Annotated in this window: 21 protein-coding genes; 6 read left to right on the forward strand and 15 right to left on the reverse strand. The window is 55.8% G+C overall.

Translation table 11 applies throughout. The features are described 5' to 3' along the window. The first annotated feature begins 360 nt into the window (after positions 1–360). Positions 361–1782: a peptide MFS transporter gene (locus CHB83_RS00005; protein ID WP_089331244.1), complete on the forward strand. Its 1422-nt coding sequence runs from the start codon at positions 361–363 to the stop codon at positions 1780–1782. A 234-nt stretch (positions 1783–2016) separates the two neighbouring features. Here CHB83_RS00005 and groL read toward each other — a convergent pair whose 3' ends face one another. From groL to CHB83_RS00045, 8 genes are all read right to left on the reverse strand, one after another. Beyond that, positions 2017–3654, reverse strand: a complete 1638-nt coding sequence (gene groL / locus CHB83_RS00010; protein ID WP_045687496.1) for a chaperonin GroEL — start codon at positions 3652–3654, stop codon at positions 2017–2019. 37 nt (positions 3655–3691) lie between these two features. Next, positions 3692–3982 carry a co-chaperone GroES gene (groES, locus tag CHB83_RS00015; protein WP_045687497.1) on the reverse strand — a complete coding sequence of 97 codons (291 nt, stop codon included), beginning with the start codon at positions 3980–3982 and terminating at the stop codon, positions 3692–3694. Between the two features lie 341 nt (positions 3983–4323). Next, positions 4324–4728: a preprotein translocase subunit SecG gene (secG, locus tag CHB83_RS00020; protein WP_045687498.1), complete on the reverse strand. Its 405-nt coding sequence runs from the start codon at positions 4726–4728 to the stop codon at positions 4324–4326. Beyond that, entirely contained in the window at positions 4729–6243 is a 1515-nt protein-coding gene (locus tag CHB83_RS00025) for a hypothetical protein (protein ID WP_143436938.1), read from the reverse strand. It abuts the gene before it with no gap. A gap of 250 nt (positions 6244–6493) precedes the next feature. Further along, a complete protein-coding gene (locus tag CHB83_RS00030; protein WP_089331246.1) occupies positions 6494–7024 on the reverse strand; it encodes an LptE family protein in 531 nt (176 codons plus the stop codon). Further along, on the reverse strand, positions 7005–8339 hold the full coding sequence (locus CHB83_RS00035) for a sigma-54 interaction domain-containing protein (RefSeq protein WP_089331247.1): 1335 nt from the start codon (positions 8337–8339) through the stop codon (positions 7005–7007). Before CHB83_RS00035 ends, CHB83_RS00030 begins: the two co-directional genes overlap by 20 nt. Positions 8340–8515: 176 nt before the next feature. Further along, positions 8516–9976 (reverse strand): tRNA (N6-isopentenyl adenosine(37)-C2)-methylthiotransferase MiaB, encoded by a 1461-nt coding sequence (gene miaB, locus CHB83_RS00040; RefSeq protein WP_045687502.1) that lies wholly within the window; start codon positions 9974–9976, stop codon positions 8516–8518. 118 nt (positions 9977–10094) lie between these two features. Next, the gene (locus CHB83_RS00045; RefSeq protein WP_089331248.1) at positions 10095–10790 is read right to left on the reverse strand and encodes an HAD family hydrolase; all 696 of its coding nucleotides are present in this window, start codon (positions 10788–10790) and stop codon (positions 10095–10097) included. A 69-nt stretch (positions 10791–10859) separates the two neighbouring features. Here CHB83_RS00045 and CHB83_RS00050 point away from each other — a divergent pair, with 69 nt between their 5' ends. Beyond that, on the forward strand, positions 10860–11486 hold the full coding sequence (locus CHB83_RS00050; protein WP_045687504.1) for a chloramphenicol acetyltransferase: 627 nt from the start codon (positions 10860–10862) through the stop codon (positions 11484–11486). 61 nt (positions 11487–11547) lie between these two features. Here CHB83_RS00050 and pabB read toward each other — a convergent pair whose 3' ends face one another. From pabB to CHB83_RS00080, 6 genes are all read right to left on the reverse strand, one after another. After that, positions 11548–12840: an aminodeoxychorismate synthase component I gene (pabB, locus tag CHB83_RS00055; RefSeq protein WP_089331249.1), complete on the reverse strand. Its 1293-nt coding sequence runs from the start codon at positions 12838–12840 to the stop codon at positions 11548–11550. A gap of 147 nt (positions 12841–12987) precedes the next feature. After that, positions 12988–14526, reverse strand: coding sequence for a tetratricopeptide repeat protein (locus CHB83_RS00060; protein ID WP_143436939.1), 1539 nt, complete (start codon positions 14524–14526; stop codon positions 12988–12990). A 55-nt stretch (positions 14527–14581) separates the two neighbouring features. After that, positions 14582–15331 (reverse strand): zinc ribbon domain-containing protein, encoded by a 750-nt coding sequence (locus CHB83_RS00065; protein WP_045687507.1) that lies wholly within the window; start codon positions 15329–15331, stop codon positions 14582–14584. Next, positions 15321–16421 carry a Nif3-like dinuclear metal center hexameric protein gene (locus CHB83_RS00070; protein WP_045687508.1) on the reverse strand — a complete coding sequence of 367 codons (1101 nt, stop codon included), beginning with the start codon at positions 16419–16421 and terminating at the stop codon, positions 15321–15323. Before CHB83_RS00070 ends, CHB83_RS00065 begins: the two co-directional genes overlap by 11 nt. Positions 16422–16495: 74 nt before the next feature. Continuing rightward, complete coding sequence (locus CHB83_RS00075) at positions 16496–17209, reverse strand: uracil-DNA glycosylase family protein (RefSeq protein WP_045687509.1); 714 nt, start codon at positions 17207–17209, stop codon at positions 16496–16498. A 57-nt stretch (positions 17210–17266) separates the two neighbouring features. Then, the gene (locus CHB83_RS00080) at positions 17267–18001 is read right to left on the reverse strand and encodes a protein phosphatase 2C domain-containing protein (RefSeq protein WP_045687510.1); all 735 of its coding nucleotides are present in this window, start codon (positions 17999–18001) and stop codon (positions 17267–17269) included. A gap of 208 nt (positions 18002–18209) precedes the next feature. On the opposite strand from CHB83_RS00080, the gene lpxK reads away from it, so the two are divergent. The 4 genes from lpxK (at position 18210) to CHB83_RS00100 (ending at position 22647) form a co-directional block, all read left to right on the forward strand. After that, positions 18210–19268, forward strand: coding sequence for a tetraacyldisaccharide 4'-kinase (lpxK, locus tag CHB83_RS00085; protein WP_089331251.1), 1059 nt, complete (start codon positions 18210–18212; stop codon positions 19266–19268). Then, the gene (locus CHB83_RS00090; RefSeq protein WP_179225415.1) at positions 19261–21255 is read left to right on the forward strand and encodes a putative porin; all 1995 of its coding nucleotides are present in this window, start codon (positions 19261–19263) and stop codon (positions 21253–21255) included. Before lpxK ends, CHB83_RS00090 begins: the two co-directional genes overlap by 8 nt. A 78-nt stretch (positions 21256–21333) precedes the next feature. Next, a complete protein-coding gene (miaE, locus tag CHB83_RS00095) occupies positions 21334–21942 on the forward strand; it encodes a tRNA-(ms[2]io[6]A)-hydroxylase (protein WP_045687513.1) in 609 nt (202 codons plus the stop codon). A gap of 234 nt (positions 21943–22176) precedes the next feature. Next, positions 22177–22647 carry a hypothetical protein gene (locus CHB83_RS00100; protein WP_045687514.1) on the forward strand — a complete coding sequence of 157 codons (471 nt, stop codon included), beginning with the start codon at positions 22177–22179 and terminating at the stop codon, positions 22645–22647. 132 nt (positions 22648–22779) lie between these two features. Here CHB83_RS00100 and CHB83_RS00105 read toward each other — a convergent pair whose 3' ends face one another. Continuing rightward, positions 22780–24627, reverse strand: a complete 1848-nt coding sequence (locus tag CHB83_RS00105) for a sugar-binding domain-containing protein (protein WP_089331253.1) — start codon at positions 24625–24627, stop codon at positions 22780–22782. Positions 24628–24636: the final 9 nt, after the last annotated feature.

A 24636-nucleotide genomic window follows, 5' to 3' on the forward strand; every position in this document is an offset into this window, starting at 1 on the left:
CTTCGCCCCGGCGCAGGGCGTGCTCAACGAGGGCGGCGGGCGGCAGGTTTAGGTGGGCAGAGACGCCAGGCGCAAAGCCTAACGACGCGAGGCGGGTGGTTACGGCAGATTGCATCATAAAGCCGAAAACAGGGGGTTGGGTGGGAGTTGGAAGTGTAAGGGCGGAGGGTTGGCTACACGCATCGGTAGCCGATTGGGTACGAAAAGTAGCGAAAATTCGCTAACTAACAAATGGTAGTTAGAGCCATGCCTAACAAAGGGGGCCTGCTACTCAGGGTTAGGAAACTTTTGTAGCTTTACCCAACTGCCTTGCAGATATGGCTGCTTGCTTTTCCCTCTCACTTCTTTTTATTGCCTTTCATGCAAACAACCTCCGCTGTTCAGGAGCCACCCGTAATGCGGCAAAGTCACCCGCCTGGCCTCTATTTGTTGTTCTTCACCGAAATGTGGGAGCGGTTCAGCTACTACGGCATGCGCGGCTTGCTGGTGCTGTATCTAACCAAGACTGCCCTCGAAGGAGGACTGGGCATTCCGGAAGCTAGTGCAACGCTCCTGTATGGCTACTTCACCAGTTTTGTTTACTTCACACCTATTATTGGTGGCTGGATAGCTGATAAGTTTATTGGCCAGCGCCGCGCCATTCTCATTGGCGGTTTAACGATGGCAGTTGGGCAGTTTTTCCTGTTCATGCAGCCGTCGTTGTCTACGCAAGCCGCTGCCTTTGGCATGCCCTGGCCTACCATGCTAGGGCTACTGCTGCTAATTTTAGGCAACGGCTTCTTCAAGCCCAATATCTCGACTATTGTGGGTAAGCTCTACCAGCAGGGTGACCCGCTGCGCGACGCTGCCTTCACGATTTTCTACATGGGCATCAACACGGGGGCCTTTATTGCACCACTAGTATGCGGCTTCCTAGCTGAAAACCTGTTTGCTACCAAAGACGCTAGCGGCGCCATCCTCAGCTACGGGTTCCGATATGGTTTCTTGGCTGCTGGTATCGGTATGCTCATTGGTCAGTTGGCATTTAACCTGCTGGGCCGCAAGTACCTCGGCGACGTGGGAATGTACCCCGAGGGCCAGAGCGCGGATTCCACTAAAACCACTGTAAAAGAGCCGCTTACCAAGGAAGAGACCGACCGAATGGCGGTAGTTTTCATCATCACCTTGTTTGTAGTGTTCTTCTGGGCTGGCTTCGAACAAGCTGGTTCTTCGCTTACGCTCTATACAGATAAGTACATCAACCGTGAAGTAGCGGGCTTCCTAATTCCTACCTCATGGTTCCAGTCAGTTAATGCAGGCTTCATCGTACTGCTAGGCGCGCCCGTAGCGGCTCTATGGGTAAGCCTTGGCCGGCGTGGCAAAGACCTGAGTATTCCCGTGAAAATGGGCTTGGGTATGGTGTTGCTCGGGGTAGGCTTCCTATTCATGGTAGGAGCCGTTATGCAACGCGGTGGCGATGTTGCTGATCAGACTATCAAAGCCAGCATTTGGTGGCTGATAGCTACCTACTTCTTTCACACGGTAGGCGAGTTGTGCTTATCGCCGGTAGGCTTGTCCATGGTGTCACGCCTGTCGCCGCCGGCACTTACCTCAATGCTGATGGGCGTGTGGTTTTTGGCTCCCTTCGTGGCGCAGATTGCTGGCGGCTACATCGCTAAGTATGTAGAAGAACTGGGCGCCCTTAAGGTGTTCGGCCTCATTGCTGCCTTCGTAATCTTGGCCGGTCTCATCCTGATTGCCATTGCCAGAAAGCTGTTCCGTATGATGCACGGACGCGGCTAAGCGTCTGCATTACGCACGCAAAGAAGGTCTGCCAGATGCATCTGGCAGACCTTCTTTTTAGAAGCACCCAGCAAGACAAGTAAGGGGGATGTTCAACTTCCTTGCCCAAACCATTCTTTCCGTGTAGTTCTAAGTGCTTGCTGTACATCCAGCATGATATAAAAAAGCAAAAGGCCCGCCGGATTCCTATCCGACGGGCCTTTTTACTAGTTAGCGTACTGACAGGGAAGCTGATTACATCATGCCGCCCATGCCGCCCATGCCGGGAGACACGGCGCCAGCGCCTGCTTTCTCATCTTCTGGCTCATCCGAAATCACGCACTCAGTGGTCAGGAGCAGGCCGGCAATAGAAGCGGCATTCTCCAGGGCCAGACGCGTTACCTTGGTTGGGTCGAGGATACCAGCAGCCATCAGGTTCTCGTAGCGGTCTTCGCGGGCGTTGTAGCCGTAGTCGGCTTGGCCTTCGCGTACTTTCTGCACTACTACCGAGCCTTCACCACCAGCGTTAGCTACGATAGTGCGCAGGGGCGCTTCAATGGCCGTACGAATGATGTTCACGCCAGTACGCTCGTCGCCATTCAGGGTGTCAACGCTTTCCAGCGCATCCAGGGCACGCACTAGGGCTACACCACCACCAGGAACAACACCTTCTTCTACGGCAGCACGGGTAGCGTGCAGGGCATCATCAACGCGGTCTTTCTTTTCCTTCATTTCTACCTCAGTGCTAGCACCGATATAGAGGATAGCCACGCCGCCCGACAGCTTAGCCAGACGCTCTTGCAGCTTCTCTTTGTCGTAGTCAGAAGTAGTAGTGCCGATCTGCGCCTTAATCTCGTTTACGCGGCCGGTGATACCATCCTTGTCGCCACGGCCGTTTACAATGGTCGTGTTGTCTTTGTCGATGATAACTTTCTCAGCCTGACCCAGGTACTCCAGGGTAGCGCTGTCCAGCTTGTAGCCGCGCTCTTCCGAAATTACGGTGCCACCAGTCAGCACAGCAATGTCTTCCAGCATGGCCTTACGACGGTCGCCAAAGCCAGGAGCTTTCACAGCAGCAATTTTCAGCGAGCCGCGCAGCTTGTTTACTACTAGGGTAGCTAGTGCTTCGCCGTCTACATCTTCCGAGATGATAACCAGGGGCTTGCCAGTTTGAACAACCTGCTCCAATACGGGCAGCAACTCCTTCATGGTGCTCACCTTCTTGTCGTAGATGAGGATGTAGGGGTTGTCGAACTCAGCCTCCATTTTCTCCGGATTGGTCACGAAGTAGGGAGACAGGTAGCCACGGTCGAACTGCATGCCTTCCACCGTTTTCACTTCGGTTTCAGTACCACGAGCTTCTTCTACCGTGATAACGCCTTCCTTGCCTACTTTGTCCATGGCGTCAGCAATCATTTTGCCGATTTCCATGTCGTTGTTGGCCGAAATAGCGCCTACCTGGGCAATTTCTGACGAGTTCTCAATTTTTTTAGACTGGGCTTTCAGGTTAGCAACAACAGCCAGTACAGCTTTGTCGATGCCACGCTTCAGGTCCATGGGGTTAGCACCAGCGGCTACGTTTTTCGAGCCAGCGGCATAGATAGCCTGGGCCAATACAGTTGCAGTCGTCGTACCATCACCAGCCTGGTCAGCCGTTTTGGAGGCAACTTCTTTTACCAACTGAGCACCCATGTTTTCAACGGGGTCTGAAAGCTCAATTTCTTTGGCTACTGTTACACCGTCTTTGGTGATGCTTGGGGCGCCGAATTTCTTGTCGATAACCACGTTGCGGCCTTTGGGCCCCAGGGTTACCTTCACAGCGTTTGCTAGCTTATCAACGCCGCGCTTCAGTTTGTCGCGGCCTTCGGTATCGAATTGGATGTTCTTAGCCATCTTGGGTTCGGGTGTTTAGAGTCGGGAGGGGGAAAGCTTACAGTACGGCGAAAATGTCCGACTCCTTCATAATGAGGTAGTCTTGGCCATCAACGGTGATTTCAGTGCCGGCATACTTGCCGTAAAGCACTTGGTCGCCGGCTTTAACCTGGGGCTTAATGGTGGTACCGTTGTCGGCTACCTTGCCTTCGCCTACGGCAACTACTTCGCCACGCTGGGGTTTCTCCTTGGCCGTGTCGGGGATGATGATGCCCGATTTGGTTTTTTCCTCGGCAGCGGCCGGCGCGATGATTACGCGGTCAGCCAGCGGTTTGATGCTAAGCGACATATTGTACGTTTTGGTTGAAAGATTTACTTGAAGTAAGACGGTGACGGCGGTGCTGCACTTCTTATGCCAGCCCTTGCAAACCTGACAGAATGGACACAGGCAGCCGTTTTTCGGTCAGGTTTGCACCTTATCGTTGTCAGACGTGGCAGATAAGAAGGCAGCAAGCATCCGTGACAGCCCGCGCGGCTGTACGCCTGGCAGGCGCTAGGGTTGGACTTGGCGGGGTAGAAAATTCGGGGCTGTATGTTAAGTGTCGCTCTGATTTGAAATTGCCGCTAAAGCAACAAGCCGATAGCTCCAGCTAAGGAACTACCGGCTTGCGCGCCGAAGCAAAAACTAGGTTACTGACCTGGAGCCGGGGCCGGCTGGGTAGTAGCAGGAGTAGTTTGGGGAGTACCTGCTGGAGCAGCAGCACCAGGAGCGGTAGCACCACCGGGGATGGCTGGAGCAGGCGTGGCAGGAATACGCGTTTCCAGAGCCTTCTGCTGGTTTACGCTGCGTACAGGGCCGGATTGGTTGCCATCATCGATAACGTGGCTGCCAAGGCTAAGCACCATCAGGCCGATGGCAAAGCCCCAGGTTAAGCGCTCAAGCAGGTCACCCGTCCGCTTCACACCCATTAGCTGGGCTGCGCCACCCGAGCCAAATTGGCTAGAAATTCCGCCGCCTTTGGGGTTTTGAGCCAGCACCACGAGGCCTAACAGCAGGCATACGAACAGAATCAGAACAATAAGGGCAGCGTACATCTACTCTGAAGGTTGTTTCAATTGTTGAATTAGATCGGCAAAGTACGCCATTTTTTCTGGCTGGCGTTGCATCAGCACCTCATATATTTCAATGGCCTTGTCGGTTTTGCCCTGCTTCACCATGATTTTGGCTAGGCTTTCGGAAGCCAATGTGGGAGCGGGTCGCGTGCTCCGCACCGACAAGTCGTCCTGCTCCGTTGCTGTCGGTGGAGGCGGACCCGTCGTCGTTTTAATACGCGGCTTTGCCTGCAAGAAGCGGTTAATCAAATCAATAGAAGAAGCGGATGGCTTAGGACGATTTGCTTTCAAGTAAGCCAGTAGCAAAGGATCTGGCTCAAAGAACGCATCGGCCGGCAAATTCAGGGTGTACCCATCATGCGGCTCCAAGTCGTACCCGAAGCGGCTGCCAGCACTGAGCGCGTAACCAAGTTGCTCATCGGCTCGGAAGGGAGGAATTTCCGCCCGAGGTAGCTCACCTGTTACTGTCGAAGGCTCATCCTCATCTTCAAGCCCAAGAAGTTGATAACTAGAAGGGGGAGGCAGCGCTGGTTCTACTAAGCCAAACTCGAAGCGTGAGATACCGGCTTCTACAGGTGGGCGGATAGGCGGTGCCGTAGCGGGCAACAGATCGTCCACCACAGGAAACAACTCCAACGCCTGTTCTCCTACGGTAGCAGCTTCCTCGCCTACAGACGTGGTTTGCTCAGATAGTTGGGTGGCTAGGGTTTCAGCAGCGCCATCACCTTCTACTCCTAGGCTAGGTACAACATATGCCGGTTCTTCTTGCTGGTTTACTTCAGTGGTAGGTGCTTCAGCCTCGTGTTGTGCTATTGGCAGTAAGATGACCTCCGTTTCTTCTGAAATGAAGGTAACTGTCTCAATGATAGCCGTTTCTACAGATGTGTCGTCTGTATCGGTGCCAGGCGAGAGAGCAGGTGTATGGTCATTCCGCTGTTCTGGCTGTTCTTGTTCCGACGTTGCGGGTATTACAAGCAGGTCCTCAGAGGCAAGTGGCAGGTAGGCTTTGAATATTTCGTCTGGCTCGGTAAGCGCAGGCTCTGCCAGTTCTGGTTCTGTAGCTGAGGGTGCTAAATGGTCGGCCGCTTCCTGCTCTGGGTCAGCTGCCGGGCGTGACTCGGCAAGCGCTTCATGCGGCGCCGTAGGTGGTTGATCTGCTTCTAGCTCTGTAGCTGCCTCTGGAGTAGCTTTGGCAAGGGTAGTTGCAACTGCCGCGTCATGAACAGATTGTTCGAGCACGGGTGCAGACTCCCGGACTGATGGAGCTGGGGTTTCCAACAACTGACGCAGGAGGTCCCGGTTGGCCGCGTACGTAGCCGCTCGGCGCAAGCGCTGACTCGCTAGCATACTGCCCCGATCATGCGCTGCCTTCGCGAGTAAAACGTGTGCTGTCTGGCAGTACGGAAATGCGGCCGCCAACTGTTCCAGCTCCCGGGTTTCGGCGTCCGAAATCTCGCTTACGTGGTTCAGAATATGTAAAAGCGACGCGCGAGTCATTCAGACTGAAGTTGAGCAGGTGAAATAAGAAAAGAAGCCTAAACCTAAACTGCGGCCGTGCTAACTATGTGTTTTTCAGCGAAGCGCGGGAGCATACCACTATGTCAAGCTCTGCCGTACCCGCTGATAAGGGCGACAAAGGTGGCTATTTTAGCCCGTAACAGCATTGCCCAAACTATATAGCGGCCCGAAATCTTCCGCATTTGGGTGTTGCTTGGCTTCTCTGTTCGCTGGGTGATGAGTGCGTAGTCTACCAGTTGGCTACCGATTTGTTGAACGTATCGGTAATGATATTACGGAATAGCTCCCGCAACGCCGTGGGGTCGTTGTTGATGCTCGTAATGTCGCGAGTGGCTGGGAATGGGCGCGTGGTTTGGAAGGTCTCCTCAAAGTCCTGCTTCGGGTCTTTGGTGTTGGTGAATTTCACACGCACCTGGATAGTCAACTGGTTGGCACCCGCTAAATCTTGACCGTTTTGCTGCTGAATGGCCGCGGGCGCAAAGTCATAGGCAATAATCTGCCCATCAAACTGCAAGTCTCCATCGCGCGGCACGAGCTTGAGCGAGGTATTGCGTTGAAAGTAATCCTTGTATTCTTCCGTGAAGCGCTGGGCTAGAAAGGAAGGACCATTGTTGGCGTTGTTGGCAAACGTCGAGATGGAAATAGTTTTAATGGAGGGGTCGATGTTGGTGCCGTTGAATGAATACACGGCGCATCCACCCAGCAAAGGCAGCAGGAGCACTAGTACGCCCAGCAGCCAGTTACGCTTGTTCCAGGTCATATTGCTTGAGTTTGCGGTACAAGGTGCGCTCCGAGATGCCTAGGTCGTGGGCCGCGTACTTACGCTTGTTGTTGTGCTTTTTCAGCGCCTTAATAATCATCTCCTTTTCCTTGGCTTCAAGGGAAAGGGTTTCCTCTTCCGTCTCGTGCGTAATATCCTCCACCCGATGGGCTTCGTCTTCATAATCAGCCGCATCATCCACGGTTAGTTCCCGGGAGTTGAGGATGTAGTCAGAGGTCGCCCCATCGGTGGGAGCCGGGCGCAGGGGCCGGGCTGCTGCGGGGTTACCGTCGTAAGGTGCTACGCTCACGTTGGTAAACAAGTGGCTGTTTTGGCGCAGGAGCTCCTGCGCTTCCTGGGGGCGCTGCCCACCAGCCAAATCCAGCACTAGCTTCTTGAGGTCCGTCATGTCGCGACGCATGTCGAACAGCACTTTGTAGAGCAAGTCCCGCTCGGAGTATGCGTTGCCAGCTCCATCGGTGGCACTGCCCGCGGCGCTTACCAACATGGGCAGGCGGCTGCTCTGGTCGGCGGGCAGGTAGTTGCGTAAGCGACGCGAATCTACCTCGCGCTCCGTTTCTAGCACCGACATTTGCTCGGCCACATTCTTGAGCTGGCGGATGTTGCCGGGAAAGCGGAAGCGCTGCAATTCTTGTACCGCATCGGATGTGAGACTAATCGGTTTCACCCGATATCGGTCAGCAAAATCGGTAGCAAACTTTCTAAACAATAGATAGATATCATCGCCACGTTCACGTAGTGGTGGAACTGTAATAGGTACCGTGTTGAGACGATAGTACAGGTCTTCGCGGAACCGGCCTTCGCGCACGGCATCCAGTAAATTTACGTTGGTAGCGGCCACCACACGCACGTCCGTCTTCTGCACCTTGGAGGAGCCAACCCGGATGAATTCGCCGTTTTCTAGCACGCGCAATAGGCGGGCCTGGGTGCCCAAGGGCATCTCCCCAATTTCGTCGAGGAAAATGGTGCCGCCGTTCGTGACTTCAAAATAGCCTTTGCGGGCTTCCTGCGCCCCGGTGAAGGAGCCCTTTTCGTGCCCGAAAAGCTCGGAATCAATGGTGCCTTCGGGGATGGCCCCGCAGTTGATGGCGATGAACTGCCCGTGCTTGCGCGGAGACAGGGCGTGAATGATCTTAGAGAAGGATTCTTTACCGGAACCGCTTTCGCCCGTAATGAGCACGGTCATGTCCGTGGGGGCTACTTGGGCCGCCACCTGGATGGCATAGTTCAGCGAAGGTGCATTGCCAATAATGCCGAACCGCTGTTTGATGGATTGTATTTCGGAAGGAGTCAAGGTCGATGATTGGTTTTCGTGGGGAAGACGAAAAGCGGAGGCAGTTTATTTTGGGAGGCCCGGATAAAACATCATCCTGAGCCGTAGCCGAAGGCTCCCGCCGTGCCGATAACTGGTTACCTAATAACCGTTGGCAGTAGCAGAAGGTCGTGCACTAGACTCAGGATGACAGAAAGTTATACCGCCTCGCCCAGCAGGGTATTGGTTGTAGACTCATGCACTAGCACATCTACATAGTCGCCTTTTTGATACTGTTTTTTGGGGAAAATAACGACCTGGTTCTGGCTATTGCGGCCGCTCAGGTGCTCCTTGCTACGCTTGGAAAAGTTCTCGACCAGCACGCGGTGCACCCGGCCTACGCTGCGTAGGTTACGCTCACGGCTATGCTGCTGCTGCAACGCAATGACCTCTGCCAAGCGACGCTTCTTCACTTCCAGCGGAATATCGTCCTCCAGCTTCCGGGCGGCCAGGGTACCGGGGCGCTCGGAGTAGAAGAACATGTATGCCATGTCGTACTTGACGTACTCCATGAGGCTTAGGGTATCCTGGTGTTCTTCCTCATTCTCAGAGCAGAAGCCCGAAATCATATCGGTACTGATGGCACAGTCTTCGCCCAAAATCCGGCGGATAGCCTGCACGCGGTCCTCGTACCAGGGGCGATCGTAGGTGCGGTTCATGAGCTTGAGGACACGGGAGTTACCGCTCTGTGCCGGCAAGTGAATGTACTTGCAGATGTTGTCGTGGCGCGCCATGGTGTACAGCACCTCATCGGTGATGTCCTTGGGGTGAGAGGTGGAGAAGCGCACGCGTAGTTCGGGGCTCACGAGGGCTACACTTTCCAGCAACTGGGCAAAGTTCACGTGTTCCAGACCGTCCTCGGAGGCCCATTTGTAAGAATCTACGTTCTGCCCCAGCAGTGTTACTTCCTTGTACCCTTGAGCAACTAGGTCGCGGGCTTCCTGCACAATGCTGTGGGCGTCCCGGCTTCGCTCACGGCCCCGAGTAAAGGGCACCACGCAGAACGAGCACATATTGTCGCAGCCGCGCATGATGCTGATAAAGGCCGTGATACCGTTGCTGTTGAGGCGTACGGGAGTAATATCGGCGTAGGTCTCCTCCCGGCTCAGCAGCACGTTCACGGCCTTTTGGCCGCCATCTACTTGCTGAATAAGCTGAGGAAGGTCGCGGTACGCATCGGGGCCTACCACTAGGTCTACAATTTTTTCTTCTTCTAAGAACTTGGTTTTCAGGCGCTCGGCCATGCAGCCTAGCACCCCCACTAGTAAACCGGGGTTACGCTTTTTGTGGCCGTTGATTTGCGAGAGACGCATGCGTACCGTTTGCTCGGCCTTCTCCCGGATGGAGCAGGTATTCAGCAGCACCAAGTCAGCTCCTTCTAATTCCTCCGTGGTGTCAAAGCCTTGCTCGTATAGAATGCTCGAGACGATTTCGGAGTCGGAGAAGTTCATCTGGCAGCCGTAGCTCTCAATATAGAGCTTGCGGGTACGGCCCGTGCGGGTAGCCGGATTCACGCGTACCTCACCCGAGGGTTCGTGGGCATGCGTGGTTGCGTCCACGGCCGGCGTGGGTAAGGAGGGAGTATCGAGGAAATCGAGGGTAATCAGTGGTTGGGACATGGGAAAAGCCTCAAGCAGGCGTCAGCTTCACAGTTCGGAGAACGGCAAAGGTAGGGGTTTTAGCCTAAAAAATGACAGAATGGCAGAGCTCAAAGGGGCGGATTTCCGGCCGGGGGCCCTAAGGCAGGTAATCGAGTACGGCGCGCACGTCACTGACTTGGTGAAAGGCGAGACCTTCTAGCTGCGCGGGGTCAACGTACTCAAAAATCCAGTTGGCGTGGTAAGGTACGTGCACAGCCCGCAGCCCCAGCCGTGCTACTGGTAGAATATCAGATTTAAGAGAGTTGCCAATCATGATAAAATCGGCGGCGGTAGCTCCGTAGCGCGCCAGCAGGCGGCTGTAGGTGGCCTCATCCTTTTCACTGACTACCTCCACGTGGTCGAATAAGTCGCCCAAGCCCGAGCGGGCAATCTTACTTTCTTGGTCAAACAAGTCGCCTTTCGTGAGCACCATGAGGCGGTGGCCACGGTGGCGCAGTTCCGTGAGCGCCTCTACCACGCCAGGCAGCGGCTCAATAGGATATCGTAGCAAGTCTTTGCCCATGTCCAGGATTTGCTGAATATCGTGGCCCGTCACTGCACCTTCCGTTAGCTGGATGGCAGTTTCAATCATGGACAGCATAAACGACTTGGCGCCGTAGCCAAACAACTGCATGTTGCGGCGCTGCACATCATTGAGCTGGGTGCTGATGCGAACTACGTCGCCACAATGGGCCAGAATCTCAAACAAGCGGGCCTCCACTTGGTCGAAATGGGGCTGGTTGGGCCAAAGGGTATCGTCAGCGTCGAAGGCAATGAGGAGGGGAGCAGCCATAGCAGGAGCAATAGGAAAAAACGCGGGAAGTACCCCGCAAAGGCGTCAAAGTTATCGAACTTGCCGCCTATGAAACAGCAGATCGACTTAGCTACCTGGAACCGTCGTGAGCATTTTACTTTCTTTTCGAGCTTCGACGAGCCGTTCTTTGGGCTGGTGGCGCCGGTAGAATGCACGCGGGCGCAGGCCGAAGCCAAACGACTTGGGGTGTCCTTCTTCTTGTACTACCTCTACCACTCGGTGCAAGCAGCCAATCAAATACCTGAGTTTCGCTACCGCATTGAAGACGGGCATGTGTACTGCTACGACCGGGTGCACGCCTCCGCTACTATTGGCCGGCCCGACCATACGTTTGGGTTTTCCTTTATTGAACAGCACGATTCGTTGGAGGAATTTGTGGCAGCAGCCAAGGCGGAGGTGGCCGCTGTGCAGGCTAGTACCGGCTTACGTCTGAGCGAAACCACCGCCCGCCCCGACGTGCTGCATTGCTCGGCCCTGCCGTGGGTGCGCTTCAGTGGTCTTACCCATGCCCGTAGCTTCAGCCACCCCGACAGCTGCCCCAAGATTTCGTACGGCCAGACCTACCAAGAAAACGGCGCCACCTGGATGCCCGTATCGGTAAATGTGCACCACGGCCTAGCCGATGGTTACCACGTAGGACAATTTCTTGCGGCCTTCCAGGAGCGGCTAGCGTAGCAAGGCCCACGGGCAAGCCCCAAGCTTGCGTTGCCCTTCGGCCGACGCGAAGGTTGGCGACCTACTCGCGTGTAACGCCCAGCACGGCTAGCAGGGCGCGAGCTTTCAGCAGGCACTCCTCATATTCATGCTCCGGTACAGAGTCGTAAGTGATGGCAGAGCCCACTTGGAAGCTGACATGACCAGTGTCGGACCGGTACTGCAAGCTGCGAATAACCACGTTGAAGTCGAAGTCCCCATTGGGAAGCAGGTAGCCAATGCTGCCGCTGTAAAGGCCTCGGCGGCTGTGCTCGTAGTGCTCAATGAGTTGCATAGCCCGTATTTTCGGGGCCCCCGTCATGGAGCCCATGGGGAAGGTCGCCCGCAGTAGGTCTACTACGTCGGCGGTGGGCTGGGCCTGTGCTTGCACCGAGGAAATCATCTGCCACACGTGCTGAAACGGGTACAAGCCAAATAGCTCCGGTACCTGCACACTGCCGGGCTGAGCCACGCGAGCCAAGTCGTTGCGAACCAGATCCACAATCATCAGGTTTTCAGCCCGCTCTTTCTCGTTATGAAGCAGGGCGAGGCGCTGAGCATCATCCTCGGCCGGAGTGGTGCCGCGCCGGCTAGTGCCTTTGATGGGCTGAGAAAGGAGGGTGCTACCCTCGCGGCGCAGAAACCGCTCGGGTGAGGCGCACAGGAGAAACTGCTGCTGCTGACGGTAGAAACCCGCGAAAGGAGTAGGAGATGCTGCGTTGAGACGAAGAAAGACATCAACGGGGTCAAGGTGTACTCCTTCAGCGGTAAATTCCTGGCACAAGTTAAGTTCGTACACTTCCCCATTGAGGATGTCTTCCTGCACGGCCCGTACAGCCGCCAGGTAATCAGGCCGCGGAAACCGGGGTTGTAGGGCTACCCCAGTTAGCGGGGTAGCAACTGGCAGGGGCGTAGCTATAATCTGTTGGAAAACAGCAGCCGGAGTTAGTGCGTCAGCCGCATCCGGCGCCACATGAATTTCTACAGTATTGGCCTGCCAGCACAGCCAAGCGCTAGCATGGAAGAAGTGCAGCATTGGCCACGCTAGGCCCGTTGGGTGGCTGCTGCTTAGCGCTTCAATTTCATCTTTCACCTCATAGGTGAGGAATCCGCAGCGGGGTGCGGTAGTTGGTTGCTGAAGCCAGGGCCGCAGCTCAGCCAGGGAAGCTGGGCCTGCGCTGGCATCGGTTGCAACGGCTAGCAACTGGCGAAAAGCGCCTTGCGGGTAGGAGAGGCCGCTGGGCTCGAAGTACGCACAATACGTAAACTCGGCGGCCCAGTGTAGGGCCTGGGCACGAAAAGAAACAGGGAGTTCGGAAAGTGGAATTGAAAGCACGTGACAAAAGTACGATGCCGCCGGCCCAGGACCTTGAGGCGCCCCTTCGCAGAAACAAACGGTTGTCCATTACAAACAACACAAGCTGCCGAATCGGATAACGTAATCAGGTAGTAGGATGATTGATTGCCCTTGGTCTAGCGCTGATTAGGGCTGCTGAAGCTCGCGTAAGGCTAGTTTAGCCTTGGTATCGGTGCTATTCTTGTATTCGTGCCGGGGGTAGCTTAGGGCCTTCTGAAAGTACATCTTAGCTGTATTCTTCTGCCCCTCAGCCTGGTATAAGTACCCCAACTGTAAGGCCGATTGTGGGGCAAAGTAATAGGGCGCATTGCCCGCTCGGGCTACGGTTTGGGCATAAAATAGCCGGGCCGAGTCTAAGCGCCCTAGCAAGTGCCAGGCGCGGGCGCGGCGGTAGGGTTCCTCTAGCTGGTTGCGGAGGGGGGTGCTTGTCGTAGGGCGGAAGCCATTGAGGGTATGCAGGGCTTCTCGGTAGTAGCCACCATCAATTTGCAAACGGGCGCGGGTGAGCTGCCTGTTTAGTGGAAGCTTGTCCTCGAAGAAACGGTGGGCATAGTGATCCTCCTCCAAAATAGTGCGCCCACCCGTGCCGATCTGGCGGCGGTACTGCTCGGCTGCCGCGGCATCGCCCCCCAACCAAGCCGCCAAATACAGTTTAAAGGCTGCATCCTTCTGGTAGTGTTGTCCGTGGTATTCCTGTAGAAAGAGCTGATTGGCTCGTAGCGAGGCCGCATATTGCCCCTGGTACAATAGCAGGTCGGCGGCCATGTGGTGCAGGTAGGGAAGGGGCAAGTAGCCCGAACCGGTAGGACGCGCCCGATACGCCGCCAGCGCAGCATCGGTGTGGTGCTGCTTTTTCTGGAGGCTAATAAGTAGGTAGCTAACCAGCAAATTGTCGGGCTGCTGCCGCCGCAGGTTCTCTACTAGGCTCAGAGCGGCCTCCGGTTTCTTGTAATAGGTTTCCTCTAGTACGGCTAAAATTAAGCGAGCTTCTAGTTGAAAGTCATTGGGCTGAGTAGCCGCTAGGCGCAGGTTGTGCAGGCCTGCCTCCACACTGCCCGGCAGGCCTAGCAGCTTCAGAAACCAGCGGTACGACTCAGGCAAGGAGCCGATGAAGAACTGCATCATGCCCAATGTTTTGCGCGCCGGTACGTAGTGGGGGTAGCGCCGTACTACCTGCTGCATCTGCTGGTAGCTCTGGCGCAAATTCCAAGCTCCCTGAGCTTCGTGGCTGAACACTACCTGGGCGGCGGCTTTGTGCAGGCGAATTTCGGCTTGGGCGTATTCAGCCAGGGCACTGCCCTCGGCGGCCTGCTCTAATAAGCGAAGCCGACGGTCTTGGGCAGTTACTATGGCCTCGTAGCGACTGGCGTTCTGGCTGATTAAAAGCTCCGTTATTTCTAAGCAGTCGTAGACCAGCAATGTGCCAGGCGCAGTCGGAGGAGCATCTTGCAGCAGCGCGCGCGCCGGGGCAGGCCGCAGCTTTAACACCTCGGCGTAAGCCCGCGCCTGCATTGTAGTAAACCCAGGCGTAGCAACTCGCTCAAGCTGAGGCTGCACCGCTAGCCCGGAGCGAAAGGACGCGCAGAGTAGTAATATCAACAGCCCAAACAGCCGGCTGGCCCTACGGCCCCTTTCCTTACGCGCTACTGCGGAGAACACACTCATAAACAAAAAAAGAACGGCGCGAGGCCGTTCTTTTTAAAGGGTCAGGAAGTGGTTGCTACGCGTTGCGGGCCTCCACATCGGCCAGCACGCGGCCGCAGTGCTCACATACGATAATCTTCTTGTGGGCAATGATGTCGGCTTGGCGCTGGGGAGGTACTGTGTTGAAGCAGCCGCCGCAGGCATCACGCTTTACCGTTACCACGGCCAGGCCGTTGCGTACGTTGCCGCGGATGCGGGTGTAAGCCGTCAGCAGGCGTTCCTCAATGGGCTGGGAGGCGCCGCCGCGCTCATCCATCAGCTTCTTCTCGTCGGCCTCACTCTCGCTTACGATGACGTCCAACTCGCCTTTCTTGTTTTCGAGGTCCTTTTTACGGTCTTCGAGGCGCTGCTTGGTGCCGGCGATGTCGGTATTTTTGAGTTCGATCTGGTACTGAGCTTCTTTGATTTTCTTCTCAGAAATCTGGATTTCAAGCTTCTGTAGCTCGATTTCCTTGCCAATAGCCTCGTACTCGCGGTTGTTGCGTACGTTCTGCTGCTGCTCTTCGTAGCGCTTAATCAGGCCATCCGCATCCTTGGCGGCTTGCTTGCGCTGCTTGATCTGGTCGTTGAGGGCGGCAATTTCTTCGTCGAACTTGCTCACGCGTACTTCATAGCCGGCAATTTCGTCCTCCAGGTCGCGCACCTCTTCGGGCAGGTCGCCCCGTACGCGCCGGATTTCGTCGAGCTGCGAGTCAATACGCTGCAGGTTCAGAAGGGCTTCCAGCTTGCTAGAAACGGGAGTTTCCGTGGAGGGATTAGAAATCATAACGGACGGGGTTGGTGAGGGTCTCAGCAGTTAAGAGCGCAAAAGTACTCCCAAAGTTGTCGGCAAGCAAATCCCGAAAGATTTCGCCGGTGAATTGCTCGCTCTCAAAATGGCCAACGTCGCAGAGGAGCAGGCGGCCTTCTGCCTGGAAGTATTCGTGATATTTCAGGTCGCCGGTTACGTAGGCGTTGGCACCAGCGGCGCGGGCTTTGCCAATCAGAAAGCTGCCCGCCCCGCCGCAAAGTGCAACGCGGGTGATGGGTTGCCCAAAATCGGTGTGCTTTACTACGGGCACGCCCAGGGCGGCCCGGAGCCGCTGCCGGAACTCCTGTGGGCTCAGATGTTCGGGTAGGTCGCCTACCATGCCCGCGCCGACACCTTGGTGCTCGTTTTCTAGCTTTAGCAGTTCGTAGGCCACTTCCTCGTAGGGATGAGCCTGGCGCAGTGCCCGCAAGGCCGCGCGTTGTAGGTGCAACGGCAGCAGTACCTCCACGCGCTGCTCGTGGGTAGTCTCTGGCTGCAAGGGCGTGCCGGTGTGGGGGTGGGTGCTGGCACCAGGCGTGAATGTTCCGGTGCCATCCATGCGGAAGCTACAGTCAGAATAGTCACCAATCTGGCCCGCACCGGCCTGATACAGGGCATGCAGCACAGCTTCGGTGTGCGTGTGGGGCACGTACGTCACAAGCTTACCCAGAATACCTGTTTTGGGGTCGAGGATACGCAGGTTTTGGAGGCCCAGTTTCTCGGCCAGCTTTCGGTTTACGCCCTGATGTACGTTGTCGAGGTTGGTATGGGCGGCATAAATGGCTACGTCGTGCTTGATGGCCTTGATGAGGGTCTGCTCTACCTCGTTGGCTCCCGTAAGGCGCTTGAGGGGGCGAAATACCACCGGGTGGTGGGCCACTACCACGTTGCAGCCCCGGCGTACCGCTTCATCTACTACGGCTAGCGTGCAGTCGAGAGCAATAAGTACGCCTCGCACCTCCATCTGGGGGTCGCCGCATTGCAGGCCGGCATTGTCATACGATTCTTGGTAGGCGAGGGGAGCAGCGCGCTCGAGCACGCGGGCTAAGTCTTGAACAGTGGGCATCACTACTATACTAGGTGAAAGACGACACAAAGGTGGTAAAGGAAATAGAAGGCTGGCGCGGCAGGAGTAGCCCCCTAACCAGTACGGCTGGTTCGCGTTGTGTTATCGTCGCCTGTCAGCAGTGTACTCTGCAGAATTTCCACATAGTGAGCCACGTTTTCGGCCAATGCCTTCCGCTTGTATTGCATCAAAAACCGAGGATGGTCAAGGATGTGGATTTGCTGGAATAAGCCTAGCTCGTTGTTTAGCTTAGTGAAGTACTGTCCATTGCGGCGGCCAAGGCAGATGGCCGCGTGCTGGGCCAGTCCCACCTCATGCACCTGACGCCGCACCGAGTCCTGGATGCTGGGCCAGAGTGCCGCCGTCACGGCCGGGGAGTCGTAGAAATTATAGTTTAGCCCTTCACGCAGGAGCACCAGAGGGTAGAGTGAGCCCAGAAAAAAATGCTGATAAAAGGCCTGTGGCCCGCCCATGGCTTCAATAACGGCCTGCACAAATTCGCTCGATGGTTCTCGTCGGCGCGGCAAGTCGTTGGCAATTCCCCACGTAGTTAGGGCTACGGGGTCCGTGAAGGCTACACCAGTGCGGCCATTGCCGAGACGGCCAGGGTTAATGCCCAAGAGCGCCACCCGGGGTTGGTTGCCGGTGTAGTAGCGCTGAGCAAATTGCCAAAAAAGCTCCCGTGGGGTAGACTCTTGGTATGGACTGTAAGCATGCACGCTTTCCGGTAGCGGCGTAGCCGGGGTAGGAAATTGCGTTAGGAAGTGTAGGAGCCGGTCGGCGAACATAGAGGTAGGGAGCAGAGTGGAACTGCTTGTACGGGGCAGGTCTCAGGTGGTGCCCATTCAAACCAGCCTAATTCTAACCACGGCCAAGTCGTCCATAGGTACAAGCGAGTACCTGTTTTCTAGCCGTTTAAGCTTGATGTTCAACATTTCACTGCGCTCAGTAAGCTCGTCATCTACCAAGAGATAGTGCGCAATAGCACGGGTGTCGGAAGGAGAGGAATCGGTCGATTGAAAGCTGTCGATGCCATCAGTAGCCAGGCCCAGGTTGGTGCAGGAAGTGGAGTGGAATGACTGCTTGTGTTGAGCCAGCCACTCTTCAAAGTGCTGGCCCAAATGATAAGCTAGGTAGTCGGGCTGGTTGTCCTGCTCAAAGCGGGTGATACGCTCATTAATGGCCACGGTAGCATCGCCCACTGCCAACCCATATACCTCCCCCGTGTTTTGGTCGAGCAGCGCCATGACCAGGGTCGTCAGCAATTCGTTGGTGTCGAGCAGCAGGTAGTTACGCGCCTGCTGAAATTCTCCAAACAGGGCCGCCATAATCTCAACCAGTTCCTGCTGCACGGAGGTAGCTGAGATATCTTCGTGAAATTGCTGGTACTGCCGCTCCTTCACCACTTTGCGAATGATTTTGGCCGCCAGGGTAGAGGCAAAATGACTTTCTCGCCCCATCGTACAGCCGTCCATCACGGCGCATAGCCAACGGCCGCTGCCCATTGGCTGCACCACGCTGAAATCTTCGCAAAAGTCAGCGTGGTATTCTCCTCTCCTGAGGAGCTGATATACTTCCATGCAGATACTACCTTCAAACAGCCGGGCTACTGCAGTAGCGGAGAAAAATCGGGAAACTGATTAGGCCATGAAGTGAAGCAAATATCTGGCTTTTCAGGAGCTTTTATGCCTGCCTCTAACGAGCTTCTTGCGCAATATGTAAGGGCAACCCGCCGGAAGCTTTGCGCAACCCGCTATTTTTGCGGCTCCCGTCGCTTCTTTGCCTGCAATGCCTTCTCTGCTCACGCTTGTGCTCTTACCATTCAGCTGGCTGTATGCCACAGTGATGGCCGTGCGCAATGGGCTATATGCCACGGGCATTAAACCCTCAACTAGCTTTGCGGAGGTGCCCGTTATCAATGTGGGCAACCTGCGGGTGGGAGGCACCGGCAAAACGCCCCACGTAGCGTGGCTAGTGAATTGGCTGCTAGCCCAGGGGCAGCGCCCGGCCATGCTGAGCCGGGGCTATGGGCGTCGTACCCAGGGCTACCGCCTGGCCAGCGCCGCCGATACGGCCGCCACAATAGGCGACGAGCCTCTGCAGCAATGGCGCCACTTCCAAGGGAGCGTGCCGGTAGCCGTATGTGAGGACCGTACCGCAGGCATTCGTCAGCTGCTGCGAGACGCGCCTGCAACCAGCACTCTGGTGCTAGACGACGCCTACCAACACCGGCGGGTACAACCCTCCTTCAACATTCTGCTTACGGAACAGGCCCGACCTTTCTACCAAGATTTTGTGCTACCCGCCGGGCGCCTACGGGAACGCCGTGCCGGGGCCCGCCGGGCCGACTTGGTTGTTGTAACGAAGTGTGAGCCAACACTGTCGGAAGCTAAGCGCCAGGAAATGACGCGCTGCATCCGGCGCTACGCCCGGCCCACTACTGCGGTGCTTTTTTCAACTTACGAATACGGTGCGCCGGTGCCGCTAGCTGCCAACGCCCCGGCAGAAGGCAAGGAAATAGTGCTACTCACTGGCATTGCCCAACCTGCTCCCTTGCGTGAGTTCCTCGAAACGGCGGGCTACCGGATTGTACAGCACGCCCGCTTTTCTGACCATCATACCTTTAGTGTGGCAGAGCTAGAAGCGGTAGCTGCGCAATTACAACCTGGACAAAGCGTTTTCACTACGGAGAAAGACGCCGCCCGCCTGCGCGAACCTGCGCTAGCGGCCGTAGTCGCTCGGTTGCCCCTATTTTACCTCCCCATTCACGTCCGGTTTCTTGCTGATGGTGCCGTCCGTCTGCCCGAACTGCTGATGCCCTACTTTCAGCCCCACGCTGTTGTCTGATTTGCTATTGATTTCGCTTCTTCGGGCCGTGGTGCCCACCTTTTGGCTGACGAGAATGTACCGCCAGGGCCTAGCTGTTGGGGCTACGCTGCTGCTGCTGCTGGGGCTCTTGCCCAATGCCCGCGCCCAGGTGCTCGACGACTCTACCAAAAACCGCTACGGTGCCCGCACCACCTTCATCATTCGGGAGGCCGATGTGCTACGCCAGGATACGGTGGGGCGCATGATTGATACCACGCTTACTCGCCTCCCGCAGGTGCGCTACTGGGTGCACGACTCCACGTTTTACCAAGACCTAGGCAACTTCGGCACTGCTGCTCGTCCGTTGCTCTGGCAGCCTAATCTAGAGTTGGGGGCCCGCCTGGGTCGCAACGTATTCGACCGGTACACCCGTAATTCGGCCACCATTCCTTACTACGATACTCGCTCGCCCTATACTTTCTTTCGCTTTAATCAGGGAAATCCCTACGAGCAAGTATTTGAACTGTCTTACACGCGGAGCCTCAAGAAGGCGTTCAACGTGGGCTTTGCCTACGAGCGGTTTGGTGCCAATAAAGCCCTAGCCGTCTCGAACACTAGGTCGTCGCAGGTAGAGCACAGCAACTTCCTGTTGTTTGTGCGTTACCAGTCGCCAAACGACCGTTATCACATGGTCGCCAACCTGAATACGTCGCGGCATCGGGCAGTTGAACAGGGTGGCATTCAGCCCTTGGCTAGTGACACCCTGGAAAATGGGCGCACCGACTTAAGTAAGCTCTTCGAGTACCAGCGGGAAGTAGTCAACCTAACCAATGCTCTTAACCGCGACGACCGGGATGAATTCCGGCTGACGCATACCTATCGCCTCTTAGGCCGTGGCCTCACCGTGTATCACACCTTCGACTGGCGGCGACAGCAGAATAAATACGTGGATACGAAGTTGGAATCTCCCGGTGGTACCCCACTGTTCTATCCGCAATTTTTAGTCAGCAACGTGGCTACCGATGACCGGACCACGATGCGGCAGGTAGAAAATACTGTGGGCCTTATGGGGCGGACGGCCGCGGTAGAATATCGCCTGTACGGCCGTCAGCGCTACCTCACCCTCACCGATCAGTATCGGCAGGGCAGCACGGAAGGGGTGGAAGTAACCGCTTTCAACATCGACACCTTGCAGCTGTTTGTGGGTGGTACGGCCGCTTTCAGCTACCGGCAGTTCGCCATTGAAACGGCTGGAGAGCTAAAGCCCTCGGCCCAGCTTGACCAAACTGAGTACTGGCTACGCGGGGCTGCTCGCTTGGGACCATTGGTGGGTGAACTGCTGTTGAACAGCTACTCGCCCACCCTCACGCAGCAGCGTTTCAGCGGCAACCACTACGCTTGGGATAACACGGGTGCAACTGCCTTCCGCAACACCAATGTGCAGCAGTTGCGCGTGAGCATTAGCCAGCAACTGGGGGGGCAATACTTGGAGGCATCGGGCACGGCAGCGCGCATCGGAAACTTGGTGTACTATAACCAGTACGGCGTGCCAGCCCAAGCCGACTCGACCAACAACCAACAGCTATTCATTGCGGCTCTGCGCCACCGCTTTCACGTAGGGCATTTTTACTTCGATAATCAAGCAACCTACACCGCCGGGGCTGGCGAAGACAAAGCCCTGCGCATCCCAGCGCTAGTGGCCGAGTCGCGGATTTACTACCAGGGCTACGTATTCAAGCGTGCTCTGTTCGGGCAGGTAGGAATGCAGACCTACTTCCAGTCGCGCTGGAAAGCCTACAATTACAGCCCCAGCACGCAGCAATTTTATCTGCAGGACTACTTCACCATTCGCAACACGCCTCTGGTAGACGTATTCCTGAGTGCCGATATCAAGACACTGAGCATCTTTCTCAAGATGGCGTACATCAACCAGTTTCTTCCGCAGTCCGGTTATTACACCACCCCGTACTATACTGGGCTACCCCGACGGTTCCAATTCGGCATCCGTTGGCAGTTCTTCAACTAATCACTTGGTAGCTTGCTACGGGGGCTAGCAGAAACCCCGCCTGAAGCCTACTTGGCCCATTACCATTCGCTTAGCCACATGCAACCCGAAGGCAAAGAAAAAACCATCCTCAAGCTCAAGCTCAATACTGACCCGCGGTGGGTAGATATTGCCAGCAAAAACATAGAGGATATTCTCGTTGACCATGCTTACTGCGAGCAGAAAGCGGCCAGCACAGGCATTAGCCTAATTGTAAAGTATCCCGAGAAAACGCGCCTCGTGGATGAGCTCACACTTCTGGTAGCCGAGGAGTGGGCCCACTTTGAGCGGGTACTGCTAGAGCTGCGCAAGCGCGGGCACGAACTGGGTCGTCAGCGCCGCGACGAGTACGTGGTGCAGTTGATGACCCACGTGCGCAAAGGTGGAGCCCGCGAACGGCAGCTCATGGACCAGTTGCTGGTAAGTGCCCTGATTGAAGCCCGCAGCTGTGAGCGGTTCAAGCTTTTGTGGAAGCATATTCCTGACCCCGAGCTATCCAAGTTCTACTATGAACTGATGGTGTCGGAGGCAGGACACTTTGTGAGCTACGTGGACTTAGCCAAAGAATATTGCGACCCGAAGGAAGTAGACGTGCGCCTGCAGGAGCTACTCAAGATTGAAGGTGAGATCATCACCAACCTACCCGTCCGCGACGACCGGATGCACTAGTAGTAGTCAAGAGACTGCCAGGAACAAGGGGCGTAGTTCTGGGGTAGCACCAGGACTACGCCCCTTGCTCGTGCAAAGAGACTAGGGAGTGATACCAGGGCTGATAGCATGAGCTACAGCAAAGAGAAGCTTGGGAAAATTTTCTTCAAATGGGACACATACCCAGCAGTAAAAGTACTGTTCTATGGAAAGCAATGATATATTCGCTTCTTCCCTCACTGTACTTGTTCCCGAATGAAGAAACTTCTACTGCTGTTGACTTTAGTAAGTCCAGTGCTAGCGCTGGCACAAGCCCCAACCCCAGATGCCCCTCCTGCAGTGAACTTCTGCGGTATTGACCTAGTGGTGCCGGGCGGCTGCACCCCCGACAATAAGTACCAAGTGCATTGCCAAGGAATGCAGCTGACGTGGATGTACCTAGATTACCCGATGCTGAAAGGCTTTCCTGATCAATTTGTGCGACAGCTTGAAAAAAAGCATAAGCACACGGAAAAGCAGCCGCTTGAGTGCTTTATTCTGGAAACGCCCGCGAAAGGCTATCGGCTGAGCTACCCCACCGAAGCGGGGGGCATGACGTATGAACTGGTAGCGTACGGCATTGCCAAGGGCCAGCCCGTGATGGTACAAGTGACTCTCGAAACCGACCCCGATAAAACGGCCGACCTACCAGCGCTGGCTCAGCAAATCATCCGGCTTCCCAAATAAGAAAAGCCTCGACAAAAGCCGACATCGCCCGAGCGCAGTAGTTGCAAAAAGAGTGGTTGCCACCCGACTTTCAGGTAGGACCTTGCTTTTACAACTACTGCGCTGGGGCGCTGGTGCTGCTTTAGAAAAATACTATTCCTCCGGAGAGAAGTCACGGGAGTTTAGCAGGCCGGGGGGGACGGTAAGCTCGCCAGTGTGCGGGTCGATGACGCCATTGCGCTCATCTTCGATATTGGTGGCTTGCGTGTACACGTCGCCGGCAATAGGCCGGCGGCGCAGTTCCTGCTTGAAGGCACGAATGCGGTTGGTTCGCTCTTCTCCTTCCTGGGGCCCACCATAGTCGGCGAAGCCAAATCCGCCCCATTCACTTACAATAAGGGGCTTTTGACGGCGATAGAAGAAGGCGTCGCCGATTACCAGCGGGAAAGCAGCAACTCCTACTAGCTCACCTCGCACAAGCCGGTCAAGCAAGTCTTGCCAGCGGCCTAGGTCAGGGGTGTAGAGGTGAGCCGTAAGCAAATCGGACTTCAAGCGGCCTTCCTGCGAGATATGCTGCCAGCCGTCGTTGTCCACTACCAGAAACTGCGGGTGCTCAATTTGCATATAGTGGTAAGTATCCACAATGTAGCGTCGTGTCTCGGGGTTGGTGGCAATATCTTGGCAGCCCCAATCCTCGTTATATAAGCTCCAAATAACTACGGAGGGATGTGACTCAATAAGTGCCAATAGGCGGAGTAGTTCGTCGCGGTGGTTCTGCCGGCTCCGGGTGCTTGACGTATGGGGACTAGGTACTTCTACCCACAAGAGCAGCCCCAACTCATCAGCCAAATTATAGATGCGCGGGTCGATGCCAGCAATGTGTACGCGCACCATATTGCAGCCCAGCTTTTGCATGGCGTGCATGTGGCGCTGCATTTCCTCGTATGTGGCCGTACCCGGCTGATAGAGGATGCCATCAAGATACGTGGGTTCATTGTTTAGGTACACGTGCTTGCCCCGGGACTCTATCTTGCGCAGCCCAAAATGCGTTTCGATTTGCGCTTCGTAGCCTTCCGAATCCACTAGTTGGGCAACCAGCAAGTACAGGTTGGGCGTTTCAGGGGACCATAGCTTGGCATCGGGCATTTCCAAAATGACGCGCTGCTGCTTTTGCCCGGCTTCCAGACGTAGTGGAAACTCAGAGGTATATAGGGGAGGAGAACCTTTGGGGGCGCCGCGTTCCGTTACTTTCAGCCGAAGCGTATAACAGCCTGGGTCGTGAATGCGGGTAGTGAAGTTGAATCGAACCAGGTGGTCTTCAATGATGCTGTCGACCCCGAGGCGGGAGCGGAGTCGGTTGCGCTCTACCACTTCCAGCCACACGCTACGCACAGCGCCGGTGTACGTCTGGTACCAGATTCCGCCGCGCTTATAAATGTGCGATTCTTGCTTGCCGCGGGTGATTTCGGCATCCATGGTATCGGCAATCCGCACTGTAAGCCGATTAACTAAGTGGAGATTTTCTTCTCGTAACTCGTAGGAAAACGAGGTGTATTCTCCGTAGTGGACATCCTCGCCTTCAATGGTGCGCAACTGTCGTCCGTTCAGCCAGACTTGGGTTTCGTAGCCGCAGGCCCCGAAAGTGAGTTGGAGCATGGATCGACGCAGGGGCTCTTCTACCTCCGGAAGCGTAAATTCTCGCTCGTACCAAGCCACTACTTTATCTTGCCACGCGGTAGGCTGGGCCTGGCCGCGAGCCTCGGCCATGTGTGCTTCAATGGAGCCCGGCCACTGCGCTACGTATTCATAGTCGTGGCCGAGGTACCACCCTTCGCGCAAGCCTCTATCGTCAGGATCAAGGGCAAAATGCCATTGTCCGTCCAGGAGCGCATGGTTGCTGAGGCGCAGTACGGCACGCGGTAGGGGGTTGGCTATTTCTTCTACAGCCGCCGGTTCTTCCTGGCTGGCTGATAGGCTGTAATTGATGTGCTCTGAATTCATACAAGATGT

The sequence above is a fragment of the Hymenobacter mucosus genome (genome assembly GCF_900188255.1).
Classification (GTDB): Bacteria; Bacteroidota; Bacteroidia; order Cytophagales; family Hymenobacteraceae; genus Hymenobacter; species Hymenobacter mucosus.